11 protein-coding genes and 2 tRNA genes are annotated in these 16871 nt (G+C 64.1%); 9 read left to right on the forward strand and 4 right to left on the reverse strand.

Annotation, left to right across the window (positions count from 1 at the left end):
* Positions 1 to 68: 68 nt before the first annotated feature.
* The 3 genes from bcsZ to OHL12_RS04940 are packed head-to-tail and all read right to left on the reverse strand — an operon-like array spanning position 69 to position 8927.
* Complete coding sequence (bcsZ, locus tag OHL12_RS04930; protein ID WP_263412716.1) at positions 69 to 1355, reverse strand: cellulose synthase complex periplasmic endoglucanase BcsZ; 1287 nt, start codon at positions 1353 to 1355, stop codon at positions 69 to 71.
* Between the two features lie 4 nt (positions 1356 to 1359).
* A complete protein-coding gene (bcsA, locus tag OHL12_RS04935; protein WP_263412717.1) occupies positions 1360 to 6027 on the reverse strand; it encodes a UDP-forming cellulose synthase catalytic subunit in 4668 nt (1555 codons plus the stop codon).
* Positions 6024 to 8927 carry a cellulose synthase operon protein YhjQ/BcsQ gene (locus OHL12_RS04940; protein WP_263412718.1) on the reverse strand — a complete coding sequence of 968 codons (2904 nt, stop codon included), beginning with the start codon at positions 8925 to 8927 and terminating at the stop codon, positions 6024 to 6026. Before OHL12_RS04940 ends, bcsA begins: the two co-directional genes overlap by 4 nt.
* A gap of 331 nt (positions 8928 to 9258) precedes the next feature.
* Between OHL12_RS04940 and OHL12_RS04945 the strand changes: the two genes are divergently transcribed.
* Together OHL12_RS04945 and OHL12_RS04950 are read left to right on the forward strand one after the other, a co-directional pair.
* A tRNA-Gly gene (locus tag OHL12_RS04945) sits at positions 9259 to 9333 on the forward strand.
* Positions 9334 to 9409: 76 nt separating this feature from the next.
* Positions 9410 to 9484: transfer RNA gene (locus OHL12_RS04950), tRNA-Cys, on the forward strand.
* A gap of 80 nt (positions 9485 to 9564) precedes the next feature.
* Here OHL12_RS04950 and OHL12_RS04955 read toward each other — a convergent pair.
* Positions 9565 to 10335 (reverse strand): thiazole synthase, encoded by a 771-nt coding sequence (locus OHL12_RS04955; protein ID WP_263412719.1) that lies wholly within the window; start codon positions 10333 to 10335, stop codon positions 9565 to 9567.
* Between the two features lie 489 nt (positions 10336 to 10824).
* On the opposite strand from OHL12_RS04955, the gene OHL12_RS04960 reads away from it, so the two are divergent.
* The 7 genes from OHL12_RS04960 to OHL12_RS04990 all read left to right on the forward strand — a co-directional run bounded on the left by OHL12_RS04960 (position 10825) and on the right by OHL12_RS04990 (position 16857).
* A complete protein-coding gene (locus OHL12_RS04960) occupies positions 10825 to 11703 on the forward strand; it encodes a prepilin peptidase (RefSeq protein WP_263412720.1) in 879 nt (292 codons plus the stop codon).
* Between the two features lie 92 nt (positions 11704 to 11795).
* Positions 11796 to 12206, forward strand: a complete 411-nt coding sequence (locus OHL12_RS04965; protein ID WP_263412721.1) for an NADH-quinone oxidoreductase subunit A — start codon at positions 11796 to 11798, stop codon at positions 12204 to 12206.
* A gap of 119 nt (positions 12207 to 12325) precedes the next feature.
* Positions 12326 to 12808, forward strand: coding sequence for an NADH-quinone oxidoreductase subunit C (locus OHL12_RS04970; protein ID WP_263412722.1), 483 nt, complete (start codon positions 12326 to 12328; stop codon positions 12806 to 12808).
* Positions 12809 to 12864: 56 nt separating this feature from the next.
* Positions 12865 to 14118: an NADH dehydrogenase (quinone) subunit D gene (gene nuoD / locus OHL12_RS04975; RefSeq protein WP_317889802.1), complete on the forward strand. Its 1254-nt coding sequence runs from the start codon at positions 12865 to 12867 to the stop codon at positions 14116 to 14118.
* 92 nt (positions 14119 to 14210) lie between these two features.
* Complete coding sequence (locus OHL12_RS04980; protein ID WP_263412723.1) at positions 14211 to 15923, forward strand: hypothetical protein; 1713 nt, start codon at positions 14211 to 14213, stop codon at positions 15921 to 15923.
* Positions 15924 to 15972: 49 nt separating this feature from the next.
* Positions 15973 to 16452 (forward strand): hypothetical protein, encoded by a 480-nt coding sequence (locus OHL12_RS04985; protein ID WP_263412724.1) that lies wholly within the window; start codon positions 15973 to 15975, stop codon positions 16450 to 16452.
* A 3-nt stretch (positions 16453 to 16455) separates the two neighbouring features.
* Positions 16456 to 16857 carry a ribonuclease E inhibitor RraB gene (locus OHL12_RS04990; protein WP_263412725.1) on the forward strand — a complete coding sequence of 134 codons (402 nt, stop codon included), beginning with the start codon at positions 16456 to 16458 and terminating at the stop codon, positions 16855 to 16857.
* Positions 16858 to 16871 lie beyond the last annotated feature (14 nt).

The following is a 16871-nucleotide window of genomic DNA, read 5'->3' on the forward strand; positions in this document are numbered from 1 at the left end:
TACTGTCTGCCCCTCTTCCTGTGCATCAACGATCTTCGTTCTTGCAACTTATTTCTGAAATCTGCGCGTTAGCGCCACTTCAGCTTCAGGCGTCCGTTCCGGTCAAACCGGAAGCGGCCCTCCTTCCAGCCCTGGGCAAACAGCACCAGGTTCTGGTCGTAGTAGTCGCCGTTGTGCCCGTACAGGCCCGTCGCGGAATCCAGCGTGGCGTCCACGCGGTCCATCTGCGACTTCGCCGCCTTCTGCTCGCCCATGGCCAGCAGGTAGGGATACACCGCCGCCGAAAAGCCAACGGGGCTGTTCGCTTCCACCACGCTGCCGCTGTTGTCCACGCTGGCCGGAGGCGTTGCATTACCGGCCAAGTAATGCGCCATGCCAGGCATCGCTTGCAGGCTGTCGCTCACGCCCGGCGTATCCCGGTCGGCGATGCCCAGCCACAGATACACACGAATCGCGTCGTAGCTGCCCAGCGCCGGCGTGCCCGCCTTGCCCTGCGCCAGCACGTCCGGCGACGACGAAGGATGCACGCCGCCGGCATCGCCCGCCACCCAGTCCATCGCAAAACCCGACGGAGCGCCCTGCGACAGCACCACCGGCAGGTCTTCCAGCACGCTTGACCACGGCCCGCCAGGAAGCTGCTGCCGCAAACGCGCCACCACCTGCGGCGGCATATAGCTCGGGTTCAGCACCCATTTGTCCGGCGACGGGTGAAATCCCGTCGGTCCCGGAATCAGTACCGTTCCCAGACCCGGGATCAGCGAGATCTCGCTGTGCGACATCCTGTCTGCCAGCACCAGCCCCAGCTTGGTCAGCCGGTCGTCGTTCCACAGCCGGCCGGCCTCCAGGCAGTCATAGGCCAGCCACAGGTCTGCGTCTGCCGCGGAGTTCGAATCCAACTGTCTCCAGCTTCCGTCCTCCGCCTTGCCCCACTTCCACGCGGGCAGCCGCGCAGTCAGGTCGCCACCGGCCAGGTTGTCCTCGGTCCAGCGCAGCATCTGGTCAAAGCTCTTGCGATCGTTCACCACCAGAGCAAAGAACATGCCATAGGCCTGCCCTTCGCTGGTGGTCTTGTCGCCGCCGCTGTGATCGATAATGCGGCCGGAGCTGTCCAGGAAGCGCTCCCGGTAGTGCTGCCACAGAGGCCATTGCTGCTCTGCCCGGCAGCCCGCTTGGAAGGAGACCAGGCCTGCCACCACCGGCAGCAGCAGCGCCACCACCTGCGACCATTTGCGGCGCACGCCCCCGCCCCGCTCTGCCTTGACGCGCGAGCGGCGCTGCTCCCGAGGCTGTCTCAGGACCCAGGCCTCAGACGCAGGTCCGGTAGCCGTCGTTGTAACGGCGATCTCGTCTGCCATGGCCCTAGTCCTCGCCCTGCAGCCGCAGCCGTGCGCGACGCCGCAGCCACACCCGCAACAGTGCCGCCAGCAGGATCGAAGCCAGGAACACCATGATCACAACCGCCCACGGGTAGCGCGCAAAGAACAGCTTCAGGTTCGTCCAGAGGCCCAGCGACCCCACGTGGTAGTTGTCATTGCCAATGCGGTACGACGTGAACTGCGTCCCGTGCAGAACGCTAACCGACTGACCGATGTCCGACGACTGCGAAACGCGCAGAAACGTAGTCAGGAAGCTCGGGATCACCGCGCGATCGCGCAACGCGATCACCACCAGTGAACGCTCCGATCGTTGCGGCCACTCCAGCCCTTCGATCATCGCGTCCGGCAGACCGCCAGAGGTCTCCAACTGACCCGTCTGCACGTGGTCCGACGACCGTACCTTCCACCACGCGTTCCGCAACTGCGAGAAGAAGCCTTGCGTGTCCTGCACGCTCAGCCCGTTGCTCTGAATCTGCACGGGCAGGCGGCCGCTCAACGCATTCAGCGCAGGCTGATCCTCCACCGTTCCCAGAACCAGATAGTCCCGTTGACCGTCGCTCTTCAGGCCGTCCGGACCGGAAACGCTCACGTTGGTCACCGGGTATCCGGTCTGCGCTCCAAAGTGCCCCATCAAGGTCAGGTACAGCTCGATCTCATCCGCGCCCGGATTGTCGGGCAGCACCACCGTCGTCTCCGAGAGATCCTTCATGCGGGTAAACGGGTAGCCCGCGTTCGCAAACAGCTCCAGATCCGGCAGGGCCGCCAAGTGAGGAATGTCCCGGATGTCGAGGTAGCTCTCCTTCAGTACCGAACCTTCCAGGTTTAGCGGAGCCGTGTCCTGGCACTTGTTCTTTTTCGCGATCTGAAAGACAAACTTCAGCATCATCGAATTGGAGAACGGCCGCATACTCACCCGCGGCACCGGAACCTCCGTCGACAGCACCTGCGACGCCTTCTCCGAATGCGGCATCGGCGTGGAGCTTACATACGCTCCGTTCGCATAGAACTGCAGCGTGCTTTCGTTCGCCAGCGGCACCGGGTTGTAGCGGTACTCCAGATGAAACGGGATGTTCGCCGGAGCGTAGTTAATGATGTCCGGCGGAATGCGGAAATACACGCCCACCGGGACCGATCCATCACCCTGCAGGTCGCCGGTGTTCATGAACTGCCCAATGTTGACCGGATCCTTGGTGTTGGTCGGCAGCCAGCGCGGAGCGTCATCGGGCTGACTGACCGGCAGAGCCTTCATCGACACAGAAACCTGGTTGCCCTGCCACAGGTTGCGTTGCAAGGCCAGAGCCCGCGCTGCCGTGATCAGGTCATCCGCCGAATCGCCCGAGAGTATCAATACTTTCGAGTACGGGTCGGACGGATTCGTCCGCATGGAGATCGTGGCGCCGCCCGAGCTCTGCACATTCAGCGAAGCCGGCAGGTCGGCCGGGTTCTCGCTCAACAGAACCACGTTGCCCTGCGGGATTTGACCAAACGACACCGGAAAGCGCACCGGTCGGGCGTCCGTCGGCAGCAGGCCAAACCAGGAAGCCACGATCCCGGCGGCCCGCATCGCTTTGGCCGAAGGCTGGTTCAGAAACACCATCGGGACGACCGGGTGCAAGTTCACCGCGGCATCGTAAAACGGCAGCGGCAACAGCTTCAGGTCGTCCTGCAGCGGCAAGAGACTTCCTTGCAGTTCAATCGAAGTGTTCGCATCCACGTGCGCCCACAGCGTCGAGTGCGACGGATCTTCGCACTGCAAGGTGTAGTGGCCAACAAACTCAAACGTGATCTGGTTGTCGTGCACCAGCATTTCGGCCGGCATGGTGAGCGTCGCTTCCAGCAAGGCGCTGTTCTCTGCAGGTCGCCGCACCGAGAGCTGCTCCGACTCCGCAGCCTTCTCCTCGGGGGTCAGATCCGCTGGAGCGCCCGCGGTCAGCGGCTGCGTGGTCACCGGTAGCGTCGCGAACAGGGTTCCGTTCACGCTCACCTTTAGGTGCGACAGCGCGGGCAGCAACCCCGGCGAGAAGTGATACCGCAATCGCATCGTCGCCGTTTTGATGACCTGCGTCTGCGGAACCGAGAAGTACAGCGAGTGGTACGCGTCCACGCCGCGCATCACGATCGTGTCTGCGGTTCCCACGTCGGCAAGCGTAAAGACGTTATCGAACTGTCCCGGAGGCACCGTTCGCCCGTTCGCGGCCGCCTGCGTCCCAGATGCACCCGCCGACGCGCCGCCCGGAGCGGCTGCTCCCGGTTGGGCTGTTGCACCTTTTGCCCCGGGCACAGCCACCTGCCCGGCGTTGGCCCGGCCCGAAGCCTGCATTGTCAGGCCCTGCGCCGCGGCAGAGTGCCCCGTCAGCAGCCCGAGCATGGCCGCGCACAACAGCAGCACCGGCGAGATGCTGGTTGCCAGCCGGCTCGATCCTGCCGCCTTTGCGGAGGACGCAGGTTTCGACCCCTTGATCAGGCCCTTTGCCGTCTCGCGCAGACCGATCACCGCCAGCAGCATGATGCGCCCGAGGCTGCGAAGCGGGCGGTCCGGTTCCCGCGTTTCGCCCCATCCCAGCCATGTGTCGGCTCTCGAATACAACACCTGCGTCAGCGCCTCTTCTTCCTGGATCGTTAGGTCGTTGAACTGCGCCCGGAGCTCCGTCCCGTTCACGCGCAAAATCGTCGCCGGAATGCCAGCTTCGCCATCCAGCACTGGAAACAGCACACACGCCGCGGTGCCCGGTGCAATGGCGTTCTCTTCCATCATTTCCAGCATCACGCCGCCGCTCGAAACGTCTGCGGTTACGCCGTCAAACACCGTGCCGTCGGCCAGTTCAATGCGCGCCGGCACCTGCATGGTGACGCGAACCGTCTGCCGGCGCTGCTGGCTTTCCCACGCCACACCGCAGGCCACGCCCAGGATCAGCGTGTTGAAGATCGTCCAGATCACATTCATCAGGATCGTGCCGGGGTGGGTTCCGTCCCACATGTTCGCGGGCACGTCCAACACCGTTGTCAGCAGTCCCAGGCCTTCCGGTCCGCGCGGGAACTGGATGTAGCGAGGAATCGCACACAGCACGCCGATCACGTTGAACAGAATCATCACTAGGAACGGCAGGGCAATGCGCTGGTCAAAGAAGCGGCTGCGCACCACACCACCCTTTGCCGTCACGTTGAAGGAGCCCAGCTTGGGGTTGAACAGCGCCATCGTCGTCGGCAGAAAGATGTACGGCGCCAGCACCGTCTCGTAGATCTCGTTCCAGAACGAGTGCCGGTGTTGGCCCTGGATGCGCGAGTTCGTCATGGACGAAAGCACCAGGTGCGGAAACGCATACGCCAGGATCGCCGCCCAGTATCCGGGAACGTTTGTGTAACCCCAGATCAGGTAGATCAACGGAGCAAACAGGAAGATCAGTCGCGGCAGCCCATACAGGAAGTGCGTCATCGCGTTGAAGTAGCAAAGACGCTGCAGTGGCCTCAGACCCTTCGCAAACAGGGGATTATCCGTTCGCATGATCTGGATCATGCCGCGCGCCCAGCGGATGCGCTGCTTCACGTGGCCGCTCAGACGCTCCGTGGCCAGGCCCGCCGCCTGCGCGATGTTGATGTAAGCCGTGTTCCACCCGTTCATCTGCATGCGCAAGCTGGTGTGCGCATCCTCGGTCACGGTCTCCACGGCGATGCCGCCGATCTCGTCCAGCGCAGAGCGGCGCAGCACCGCGCACGACCCGCAGAAGAACGTCGCATTCCAGAAGTCGTTGGCGTCCTGCACAATGCCGTAGAACAGCTCGCCCTCGTTCGGGATCGACCGGAACTGCCCCAGGTTGCGCTCAAACGGGTCAGGCGAATAGAAGTGGTGCGGCGTCTGCAGCATGCCCAGGTTCGGGTCGCGCAGGAACCAGCCGATCGTCACCTGCAGAAACGAGCGTGTCGGTACGTGGTCACAGTCGAAAATCGCCACCAGTGGCGAATCCAGGCGCTCCAGCGCCCGGTTGATATTGCCTGCCTTGGCATGGAAATTATCTTCGCGGGTCATGTACCCGATGCCGGCTTCTTCCGCGAACTTGCGGAACTCCTCCCGCTTACCGTCATCCAGGATGTAGACGTTCAGCTTGTCTGCGGGCCAGTCGATGTTGATGGATGCCAGAGCGGTGTACCGCACCACGCTCAGCGGCTCGTTATACGTGGGGATCAGAAGATCGATCGAGGGCCACTCTTCCGGATCGTCCGGCAGCGGCACGGGCGTGCGGCGTAGGGGCCACAGTGTCTGCGTGTAACCCAGGTACAGGATCGAAAACGCGTAGACCTCCGCACCCAGCAGCATCAGGATGAAGAACGCGTCCAGCGGTCCCCACAGCGTATTGCCGGGATCGCGGAAGAAGTTCACCACCGTTGCAATACGCCAGTACGCGTACCGGAAGGTCGAAAAACACGACGCCATCATCAGCGTCAGCGTGATCAGGTACGAGCTCGACGAACGGTCCATCCAGACGCCGATCAGAACACTGACCACCCCCAGGACCGCCTGCTGCGGCCAGGTCAGTTCCAGGCTGCCGCAGTACAACAACATGCCAACGCAGGCCAGCACAACTAAGAACCGCACGAACCGTGCCACGGCAGAGGTGCCGGTCTCAAACTCCTTCCATACGGAAGCTCTCGTCATCGCTCGCTCCACCGCGCCGGGCGCGCGTAGCTCAGCCCGGGATCGGCGAGTTTCCGTACCCAGTTCGCCAGGTTCATGTAATCCGTTGCAATCGGAGCGCGCGGCGCGTAGTCAATCACGGTCATGCCTTCCGCCAGTGCTTCGGAAACGACCGGCGTGCGCTGCAGCATGATCGGCAGGAGACGGTCACCCAGGAACTGGCGCAGGACTTCACGCACGTCCAAATGCAGCGGCATCGAGGGGTCGTATTGGTTCAGCACGTAATAGGGCTTCACCGGCCGTCCGTCGATTCCGGTCACATCCTGGAACAGCCGCTCCACCGCCTGTGTGCCCAACACCGAGTTCATATCCGGGGCCACCGGCACCAGCACCCACGGGTTCGTTCCTGCCACCGCGCGGGCCAGCCACGCGCTGTTTACGCCGGCGTCCACCAGCACACGTTGCACCTGGCTCGAACGCCGGTGCAGGTCTTCCAGAACACGCTTCTGCCCCGCGTCGTCGTAGGCCCGGCCATCCGCGTCATAGCTCACCAGCACCACGGGCGCGTCGCTGCTCCCGGGTGGTGGAGAAAATGTCCGAACCGCGCCCGGCTTTTGCTCGCGAGCGCCAAAGTAGTACGGCAAAATGCCATGAACGTTGGTGTCCGCCAGCATCACCTTTTCGCCCAGGGCAGACAAGGCCCGGCCCAGGGTCGCCACGATGCTGGTCTTCCCCACGCCACCGCTGATCGACAACACGGACAGGAGAGGTGCAGGCCGCGCCCCAGAGCGCTCCCCGACGCGCGGTTCCCCGCTTTGCCGTTCCGACCCCATCAAACCGCTCAAGGCAAACCACCGCGCCGCCACCCGCTCCCGTGACTGCTGCAGCGTGTCTGCCGTTTCAGGCAACGGTCCCGCCACGACCACATTCGGGTCTGAGGAAGCTCGCGTCGGCCGGACCTCCGGATTCGATCGCTGCGAGCGCGGCCGCAGGTTGGAAGGCTGGCGCCTAAGCACCGGTCGCGGCCCCGGCACGCCAGGGTCACCAGGCGTCGCCGGAACATCCGGTCCCGCTCCACCCTCTACCTTTGCTGCCTCGGCAGGCTGCGCCGGCACACGTTCTCCGCTGAGCCATGCCGGAGGCGCCGCATGATCCGCCACACTCTCCGCATCCTGCTGCGACCGGGGCTGCCGAACCGTGCGAGCCACCGGTTCTCTGCCCGGCTGCCGTCGCCGCCGAAAGCCGCTCTCGCCCGTCCGCGGCAGGGATCGCCATTGCACGGTTTGCTCCTGGTGCGCGACCACTTCACCCGACTTCAACACCGCTTCCGCCAGCATGCCCGGCGACACGTCGCTCACTGGAGCCCTTGCGCCCTCGGCATCCTGCACGAAGCGGTCGAGCTTGTCTCGGCTCTCGGCTTCCGCTTGCGACCGAACTTCGCCCTCCGCCGCAGCCGCGTCGCGCTGGCGCGTCTCCTCCAGCGTCGGCTCCGCTTCCGTCTGCAACACTCGCCGCCGTGGGCCCGGAAGAAACATCCTCGGACTCTCGACATCCTCCAGAAGCCCACTCTTCTCAAACGGCAGCGGCGGCAATGTCTCTTCGCCGTTGCCACGGAGGTCCAGCGGGCTGAAGAACGGCACCCCGTGCTCCTTCACTGGTTCGCTCTTCGTCTCCTGCAAGGGGGCGTCACGGCGCCCTTCAGCACTGCTGGCAAGGAACACGGGACTTGGGTCATAGCGCTCCCTGACGACCTCCTCACCTGATCCCACTGCGACTGGACTTGCCTCCGGAACCGCCGCGGGTTCCGCTGTCTCCACAAAGATCTCGGGGACTCGCCGTTCTTCGACCGGTTGCTGGGGCACTTCGGACGGCGTCGCTCGCAGCGACAGCGGCGACGGTCGCACCGCGCGCACCGGACGCTCGCGTTCCCCGCTGACGCGGCTTGCAGGCCGGATATGCAGGTCCGAAGGCGCGCTCTCGCCACGTACTCTGGTTCGCGGCGACGGCGCAAAGACGCGCGCTACATGGTCTCCGTCGTAATAGTCCTCGTCCAGGTTGTAGCCGGTGTCCCGATCGTCCACAGCCGCAGCCGGTCGCCGCGACTCCGTCAATCCCAAGCCGGTGTCGCTGCGTTCCCCGGCAGCTTCCGTCATCGGCAGACCCCGGTCCGGCAGACCGTTCAGCGGCGACGGCGCAAACTGCGCATTTCCGCGGAACGCCACGATGGTGCCCGAGTCGAAGTCCTCCGAGCCAGGATGCATGGGATACACGTAGGCCTTCCGCTCGGTCGACACACGCGCCGGCCGTGCCGTTCGTACGCCGGGCGTCGACGCAAAGAACGCCGGGTCCACAGGCCCCGAGTAGTAGTACGGGTCCGAGGTCTCCCCCGGCAGCATGCGCCCTTTCGGTCCGGCCTGGGGCTTCGACTGCTCAGCCTCCGCGTATCTGGCGGCCTGTTCTTCGGCCCGCTTGCGCGCCTCCAGCATCTCTTCCTGCGCACGCTCGGCCATCACTCGCAGGTCTTCCGCGGATTGTTGCCGCCGCAGGGCCTCCTGCCGCTCCTGCTCTGCACGTTCCTCGGCACGCCGCAGTATCTCTTCGGCATGCCGTTTGGCTTCGGCATCCGCTGCAGCATCCGCCGCAGCCTTCGCTTCCGCCTGCCGGGACGCTTCAAGTTGTTTCTGTGCGCGCTCAACCTCTTGCTGGGCCGCCTCTTCCAGTTCGCGGGCAGCCTTCAGCTCCGCCTGCCGCTGCGCCTCTGCGGCACGAGCCCGCTGCTGCGCCCGGTACTCCCGGCGCGATGCGGAAAAGTCGCGGTACTTGGCTCCGGGCAGATTTGCCCACGAGTACAGAATCGCGACATCTTCCGGTGTCTCCGGAGCCAGGGGCTGCTCGTCGGCCCTTGCGTTTGCGTTGTCCACTCGTCGCTCCACTGGCAATCGCGATGTCTGCGTTTGGGGGAGTCACGCCGCCAGCCCGGAAACCGGATAGAGCCGTGGTATGACGTGCATCGCCTGTTGTGCAGTACTTGGGTCTGAGGCTACGTCGCACATGGGGTGAAGTCAACGAATTCGCCCTGCAACAAAAGTGTCAAACGCGTACCCGGAGGACTCATTCAGACGGGCCGAAATTCCGCTAAAATCCGCGAACATCTCGACATTTCCGGCGAGGAAACCAGCACCGTGATCCCCGTCCGAAGAGCTAGCTGCCGTTGCACCACGAGCCGTGCTCTGCTACTATCAGTCCTGTTGAGCGGGAGTAGCTCAGTGGTAGAGTGCTTCCTTGCCAAGGAAGATGTCGCGGGTTCAAATCCCGTCTCCCGCTCCAGGATTTCCTCAGTCCCCTTCAGGACCAGTTCCGCGTAGCAAAGCTCCCATCTCCGGTTGAGCACTGCAGCGGCAGGGGCGCGGTACCCAAGTGGTAAGGGAGAGGTCTGCAAAACCTTTATGCGTCGGTTCGATTCCGACCCGCGCCTCCATTCCTCAACCTCCCAGCATTCATAGAAGCAATAGAAAAGGCACAGCGTTCGCTGTGCCTTTTTGCTTTTCGCGAATCGACTTACCGCGAAACGCCCTCCAGCGGCGAACTCGCCGACGCGTAGAGCCGTCGCGGCATCCGGCCGGCCAGGTACGCCTGCCGCCCCGCCAGAACCGCGTGCCCCATCGCCTCCGCCATCAGAACCGGATTCTTCGCCTCGGCGATCGCCGTGTTCATCAGCACCGCATCGAACCCCATTTCCATCGCGACGGCAGCGTCGCTCGCGGTTCCAACCCCGGCGTCCACAATCAGCGGAACTTCGGTGATCAGCTCGCGCAGAATGCGAAGGTTCGCCGTGTTCTGCAGGCCAAGGCCCGACCCGATCGGCGCTCCCAGCGGCATCACCGCCGCCGCTCCCACGTCGATCAGCCTCTTTGCAAACACAATGTCATCAGAGGTATACGGCAGAACTGTGAAGCCTTCCTTCACGAGTACCTCGGTTGCCATCAGCGTCCCGGCCACATCGGGATACAGCGTCCTCTGGTCCCCGATCACCTCGATCTTCACCCAGTCCGACAGGCCGACTTCACGCGCCAGCATCGCCGCGCGGATCGCCTCCTCCCCCGTGTAACAACCCGCCGTATTCGGCAGCAGGAAGTACCGCTCCGGGTCCAGGTAGTCCAGCAGGGACTCGGTCGAGCGGTCCAGGTTCACGCGACGCACCGCGACCGTCACCATCTCCGCGCCGCTGCGCTCCACCGCGTCTCGCGTCTCCGGGCCGTCCTTGTACTTGCCCGTGCCCACGATCAGCCGCGACTCAAACGCCTTGCCCGCAATCACCAGAGGTTCCATAGAACCATTCTAAGAGCGTTGCGCCTTCATCGTCCCATCGTCCCGGGCGCGCTCCGCGCCACTTTGCCGACCCCCTCAGCAACCACCCGCAAAAGCAAAGGCCCACACCGTTTCCGGTGCAGGCCTCTAACTTTCGGTGAACTGTTGAGATTGACCTGAGGCGTCCACTCTTGCGGAGGGCCTCGGCGGAGTACAGCCGAAACGACGTTCAGTTCGGCGAAATGCCAGGTCTAGAGCGAACGCTCTAAGCCTCAGTCACCTCACGTGTTGAACCACATAAACTACTGTCAGATTTCATAGGCTGGATCATCCTCCTTTCCCGTGTAAGAGTGTTGTACGCCTTGCTCCGGGGGTGGTGCAAGTGCCGGATTGCGCCAGCGGCGGTGGGCACCCCGACCGGGTGAAACGAACCCGCCAGCACAGCCCTGACCGGCCATCCGCTTGGCCCCGACTCGAGTCACCTCGCCCTTCCTATACTGGAAGGACCTGATGCTCGCCGAGATCGCAACGCTCGCTTTCGCCCTTCTGCTGGGCCTTGCCTTTGGCAGCTTCCTCAACGTCTGCATCGCGCGCCTTCCAAGTGGTGAGTCGGTCGTTACTCCGCGCTCCCATTGCAGATCGTGCAACGCACCTCTGCGCAAGCGGGACAACATCCCGCTCCTCAGCTATCTCCTGCTGCGCGGACGCTGCCACGCCTGCGGCGCTCCCATCCCAATCCGCTATCCACTGGTAGAAGTCGCAACCGCCATCTGGTTCGCCCTCAGTGCCCTGCCACTTGCCCGCCTGCTCGCCGACCCCGCCAGCAGCGGCGACGCCCTGCTCGCGTCCGCGGTCCACTTCGTCGCCATGGCCGTGCTGGGCTTCCTACTAATCGGCCTCGCCGTCATGGACTGGACCGACCCGCGCCCCACCGGCTACCTGCCGAACGAGTTCACCCTCGGGGGCCTGGCCGCCGGCATCTTCTTCACTTTCGCCGAGTCGTTCTTCGTGCCACCTGTAGCGGTCAAGACCCTCTTCACCCCAGAAGAGGTCTTCATCGCCCACCGCCTGCTCGCCGCCCTGCTCGGCTTTTTGGTTCTCTGGCTCATCCGCACCGTATACCGCCTCGTCCGCAAGCGGCCCGGCATGGGTGCTGGCGACGCCCGCCTGCTCGCCATGATGGGCAGCTTTCTCGGCCTGGCCCCGCTCTGCGTCGCATTCCTGGTCGGCACCGGCCTCGCCGCCATCGTCGGCGCCGCACTTCTCGTCACCCGGCGAGGCACCGCCGCGACCCCTCTGCGCTACGGCAGCTTCCTCGCGGTCGGCGGCCTCTTCGCCGCCCTCTGGGGAGACCGCCTCGCCACCTGGTACCTCTCTCTTTTCCGGTAGTCCGACCCGGCTGCAACATGACCGTCACTGCGAACCAGCGGCTGAACACGCGGGGCCGCCCGGTCATCCGCTCGGCGCTAATATAGAAGCTGATGAACACGGCGCATCCCTACATCTGGAATTACATTCCGCTCGCCTTCCAACTGCTCATCGCCATCGGCATGGCCGGTGGCATGGTCGGCGCTTCGTATTTCATCGGCAAGAAGCGCCAGAGCCGGGTCAAGGCAGGCGCCTATGAATGCGGCATGGAACCCATCGGCGACGCCCGCGGCCGCTTCTCGGTCCGCTTCTACATGGTCGCCATGCTCTTCATCCTCTTCGACGTCGAAGCCGTCTTCATGCTTCCCTGGGCCGTGATCTTCCGCCAGCTCCACGGCATCACCGGCTCGCGCCTCTTCGGCTTCTGGGAAATGCTCGTATACCTCGGCTTCGTCGCCGTCGGCCTCTTCTACGTCTGGAAGAAGGGCATCCTCGACTGGTCCAACGACCGCGCCGACCTGTAGCCCGGCCTAAGCCGGCCCAAACGCTGGCTGACGCGCAATCAAGGTGTGTGAGGAAGCTTCAGCTTCCAAGGTAGAAACTCAACCTCACCGCAAACGGGCTTTAGCCCCCGAGGTAGAAAATGTCAGAACCAATCCTTGGCCTCGAAGCCGTCGAAGCAGCCCTCCCCGGCAACGCCGGTATCGCCGCTCTCCGCAGCCTCGCCGCCCGCGTCAAGTGGGACCGCAACGAGCTGACCATCACCGTCGCGCCAGAGAACATCGTTGCCGCCGCTCGCGCCGTCCAGGCCGCCGGTTACAACTTCTTTGAGGACTGCACCGCCGTCGACTGGTACCCGTCCGAGCCGCGCTTCCAGGTCACCTACCACATCGTTTCGCACAGCTTGAAGCAGCGCATCCGCCTGGCCGTCATGCTCTCGGGCGACGACCCCGCGGTCGAAACCATCACCTCCGTCTGGCCCTCCGCCAACTTCTACGAGCGCGAGGTCTTCGACCTCTTCGGCATTCACATCACTGGTCATCCCAACCTCACCCGCATCATGATGCCGACCGACTGGAAGGGCCACCCGCTCCGCAAGGACTACCCCGTCGAAGGCTACCGCTAGACCGTCGCTGTTCCCTGTTCCCTGAACCCTGTTTCCTAGCCTGAAAGGCTCTTTCCATGGCGACCATCACACCTCCCGAAGTTCTCATCCCCGGCATCGACGACGTCATCCACGACGCCCAGAAGCACGCCAAGGATCCCGGCGGCGAACAGACCATGGTCCTCAACATGGGGCCGCAGCACCCGTCCACCCACGGCGTGCTCCGCCTGGTGCTCGAGATCGATGGCGAAACCGTCGTCTCCCTCGCGCCCGACATCGGCTACCTCCACACCGGCATTGAGAAGACCTGCGAAGCCAAGTTCTACCAGCAGATCGTCCCGCTCACCGACCGCATCGACTATCTCTCGCCCATGTCGAACGAGCTCTGCTACGTGCTCGCGGTCGAGAAGCTCCTCCAGCTTGAGATCCCAGACCGCGCCCAGACCCTGCGCGTCCTCATGAATGAGCTCACCCGCATCCAGTCCCATCTGGTCTGGCTCGGAACGCACGCCATGGACATCGGCGCGCTCACCGTCTTCCTCTACTGCTTCCGCGAACGCGAAGAGATCCTCCGCATCTTCGAAATGCTCAGCGGTCAGCGCATGATGGCCAGCTACTTCCGCGTTGGTGGCGTCAGCATGGAACCGCCACTCGACTTCTGGCCCAAGGTCCGCAAGTTCCTCAAGATCATGCCGGAGAAGATCGCCGAGTACGAAGCCCTGCTCAGCGGCAACCCCATCTGGATCTCGCGCCTCAAGGGCGTTGGCCCTCTGTCCGCGGCGGACGCGATCGCACTCGGCGTCTCCGGCCCGCCGCTGCGCGCCTCCGGCGTCGATTGGGATCTGCGCCGCGACATGCCCTACTCCGGCTATGAGAAGTACCAGTTCAAGGTGCCCACCAGCACCGTGGGCGATGTGTGGGCGCGCTACGCCGTCCGCATGGAAGAGATGTACGAGTCGGTCAAGATCTGCACCCAGGCGCTCGACCGCATGCCCGAAGGCGCAATTGTCGCCGACGCTCCCAAGATCGTCCTTCCGGAACGCGAGCAGATGAAGACCCAGATGGAGTCCCTCATCCATCACTTCAAGATCGTCACCGAGGGCTTCGCCGTCCCCGCGGGCGAGGTCTTCCAGACCATCGACTCTCCGCGCGGCCTCATGGGCTACTACGTCGTCTCCGACGGCACCGCCAAGCCGCTGCGCGTCCACATGCGTAACCCCAGCTTCGCCACGCTGCAGGCGCTTGAGACCATGTGTAAGGGCAAGCTGCTGGGCGACGTCGTCGCTGTCATCGGCTCCATCGACATCGTTCTCGGCGAAATCGATCGCTAACCCCATCTCACCTACCGCCCTACCGAAGCGCGCCTTTCCCAAGTGGGCGCGCTTCTTCGTTGGGCATCCATCTCCCACGCGTTCAGGTCCACATGCTCCAGAAGCTTCTTTGGCCGTTTCACACGGAGGGCGTCATCCTCCTCGCGCTTCCCGCGATCGCGGCCCTGTCCCTGCTTCTGCGCCGCCCCGGCATGAATGCCTCTTTTCTGCGGAACCGCCGATCGATCCTTCGCTGGGCCGGCATCCTCGGTCTCGCCGCTGCGGCCTTCTTCCTTCTCGCCGACATCGCGACCATCCCCCAGCAGCGCTCCTTTCAGGACGACGAGAGCTCCGTTCTCTCCGTCGCCGCGGCCTGGGTGCATCACCAGCCCATGTACCCCTCGCTGGACGCGCCCGTCGACTACGGCGTTCTCTACGGCCCGGCCACCTACCTGCTCTTCACCCTGCCCATGCTCTTCCATGCGGAGAACGTCATGGCCTACCAGGCCTGGGTCGCCCTCGGACTCGCCGCTATGCTGGCGTTTTCCTTCGTGGCGATGCGTCGCCTTGCGCGACCCGCAGTCGCCGCCGCAGCCTTCGGCTACTACGTCTTCACAGTCGGCCTGAAAGCCGCAAACCAGTGGAGCAACAAGGGCGACCCCTGGATCCTGCTCTTCCTCGCCGTGGCGTTCTGGGCCGCTCTACGCCTCAAGCCGCGGCAAGCCGACGTCACCATCGCGCTCTGCGGTGCAGTCCTCATCGACATCAAAGCCAATCTCTTCCTGCTCGCGCTTCTGCCCTTCCTGCTTGTCTCCCGGCCCGACAGGAAGGCCCGCACAACCGCGATCCTGGCCATCCCCGGCATGGTGCTCCTCGCCCTAGTCCCGTTCCTTCTCCCCGGCATCAGCCTCTCTGGCTACGGCATACAGCTCGCCCTCGCCTCGCGCCACGGCCTGTCGCGCTCCCTGTTCCTCATCAACGTCATGTACTTCGTCCGCGTCTTCGCCCTGCCGTTCGGCGCGAGCCTCTGGATGCTTCACCGCGGTGACCCCGAGCGTGCCTCCCGCTATCTCCACCGCCGGCGGTCCTTCCTGCTCCTGCTTGCAGCCGCCTCCCTGGTCGCTGTCGTCACTGGCGCAAAAAACGGAGCGGGTGCATGGCACCTCGTCCCGCTCGGGCTGCCCTTTGCCCTTGTCATCGCGGAGATGTGGAACGAAGCTCCGCCACTCACCCCCGCCAATCTTCCCCTGCGCCTCGCGCCTGCCCTGTGGGTCTTCGGCACGCTCGCCGTGCACGGCATCGAACGCACCGCCGACGCCATCCACACCCGCTTCTACAACGACATCCCCTCGCTCAACGAGTACGATTTCGCAGACGTTCAGCGCGACATGCTCCAGGTGCAGGCCGATCACCCCGGCGACACGCTTCAGGTCGGCGTCAGCGGCGGCCACGAGTACACGCTCACCCGCCTCCGCTACCTCTACGTCATGCGCGGACAGCCGCTCTTTACCGACCCCAACGCACAGGCCGAGCGCGACGGCTCCCACGTCCCGTTCTCGCCAGCGGTTCTTCATGCACTGGCCGACTGCACGATAAGCCTCTGGCTCATCCCGTCCAGCAGCGAGCCTCCGTTCAGCATGGGTGGCGGCTACGCCTCCGCCGCCTCCGGCACAGCCGGCCTCCTCACCGACCCGCATCTCTATCCGCAGCCCTGGCCAGACATCTTCCAGCAGCACTACCACCGTGTCGTAAAGAGCCGCTACTTCGATCTCTGGGCCTGCAACGCCGCACCACCACCGGGCAACCCTCCAGACCGCCAGAACTGATCCGCGTCACCGCCCGCCCACGCCGCATCCAAGTCTGCTGAGGGACATCATGGCAGACGAACAGCAAGGGCAGGCACCGGGTCAACCCAAGAGCGGCGCAATCGGGAAAGAGGCCGCCGAGGAACTCAGTGGCAAGATTCACAACGACGAGCAGCGCAAGCTGGACAACGAGAGCGACGAGAACTACGACGCCCAGTTCCAGCAACACCTCGTCGGCCGCCTGACCCCCGAAATCACCGCGTTCAACGACAAGGCTGAATTTGCCGATGCACTCAAGCTGCACAACGAGTCCGGCATGCTCCAGTTCTTCCGCGACAACAAACCTGCTTACGCCATCCTCATCCGCAATCGCCAGTTGCACTTCCTAGACCCCGGCAGCAGCACTCCTGTCAGCACACTCCAGATCAAGGGCGGCCCCGAAGAATACGTCTTCCATGGCGGCACCGGTGCCGCCGCACCAATTGACGAGAACGACGCCGTCAAAGGCTTCATTCGTCTTGCAGCCGGCGGCAAGTTCCAGGCGGAGTAACCCGTGCCCACACCGACCAACATCCAGAGCGAGATCATCCGCCACCGCGAGTCCAACAACGAGCGGCTGAAGCAAATGGTCGACGACCAGGTCAACATGGAGACGACCCGGCCCGTCTTTCTCCGCTTCTCCGCCCACAACTACGACGACGCGGTCGGCCTCAGCCGCATGCTCTTCGCCAAGGGCATGCGCCTCATCCAGCCAGAGCCGCAGCAGGACGGCCATCACTGGACCGTCGAGGTTGCCACCAAGCACAACCTGCGCGAACTCACCCAGGAAGACTTCACCTGCGATCTGGTCACCCTGGCCAGCGGCGTCCACGCCACCTACGACTGCTGGGACTTTCTCAGCAACGACGTTGCGGAAGAAACCCAAGAGCACAACAAAGTGCCGGAAGCGCAGTAGCGCACCATCGGTCT

The sequence above is a fragment of the Terriglobus aquaticus genome, from assembly GCF_025685415.1.
GTDB classification, from domain to species: Bacteria; Acidobacteriota; Terriglobia; order Terriglobales; family Acidobacteriaceae; genus Terriglobus; species Terriglobus aquaticus.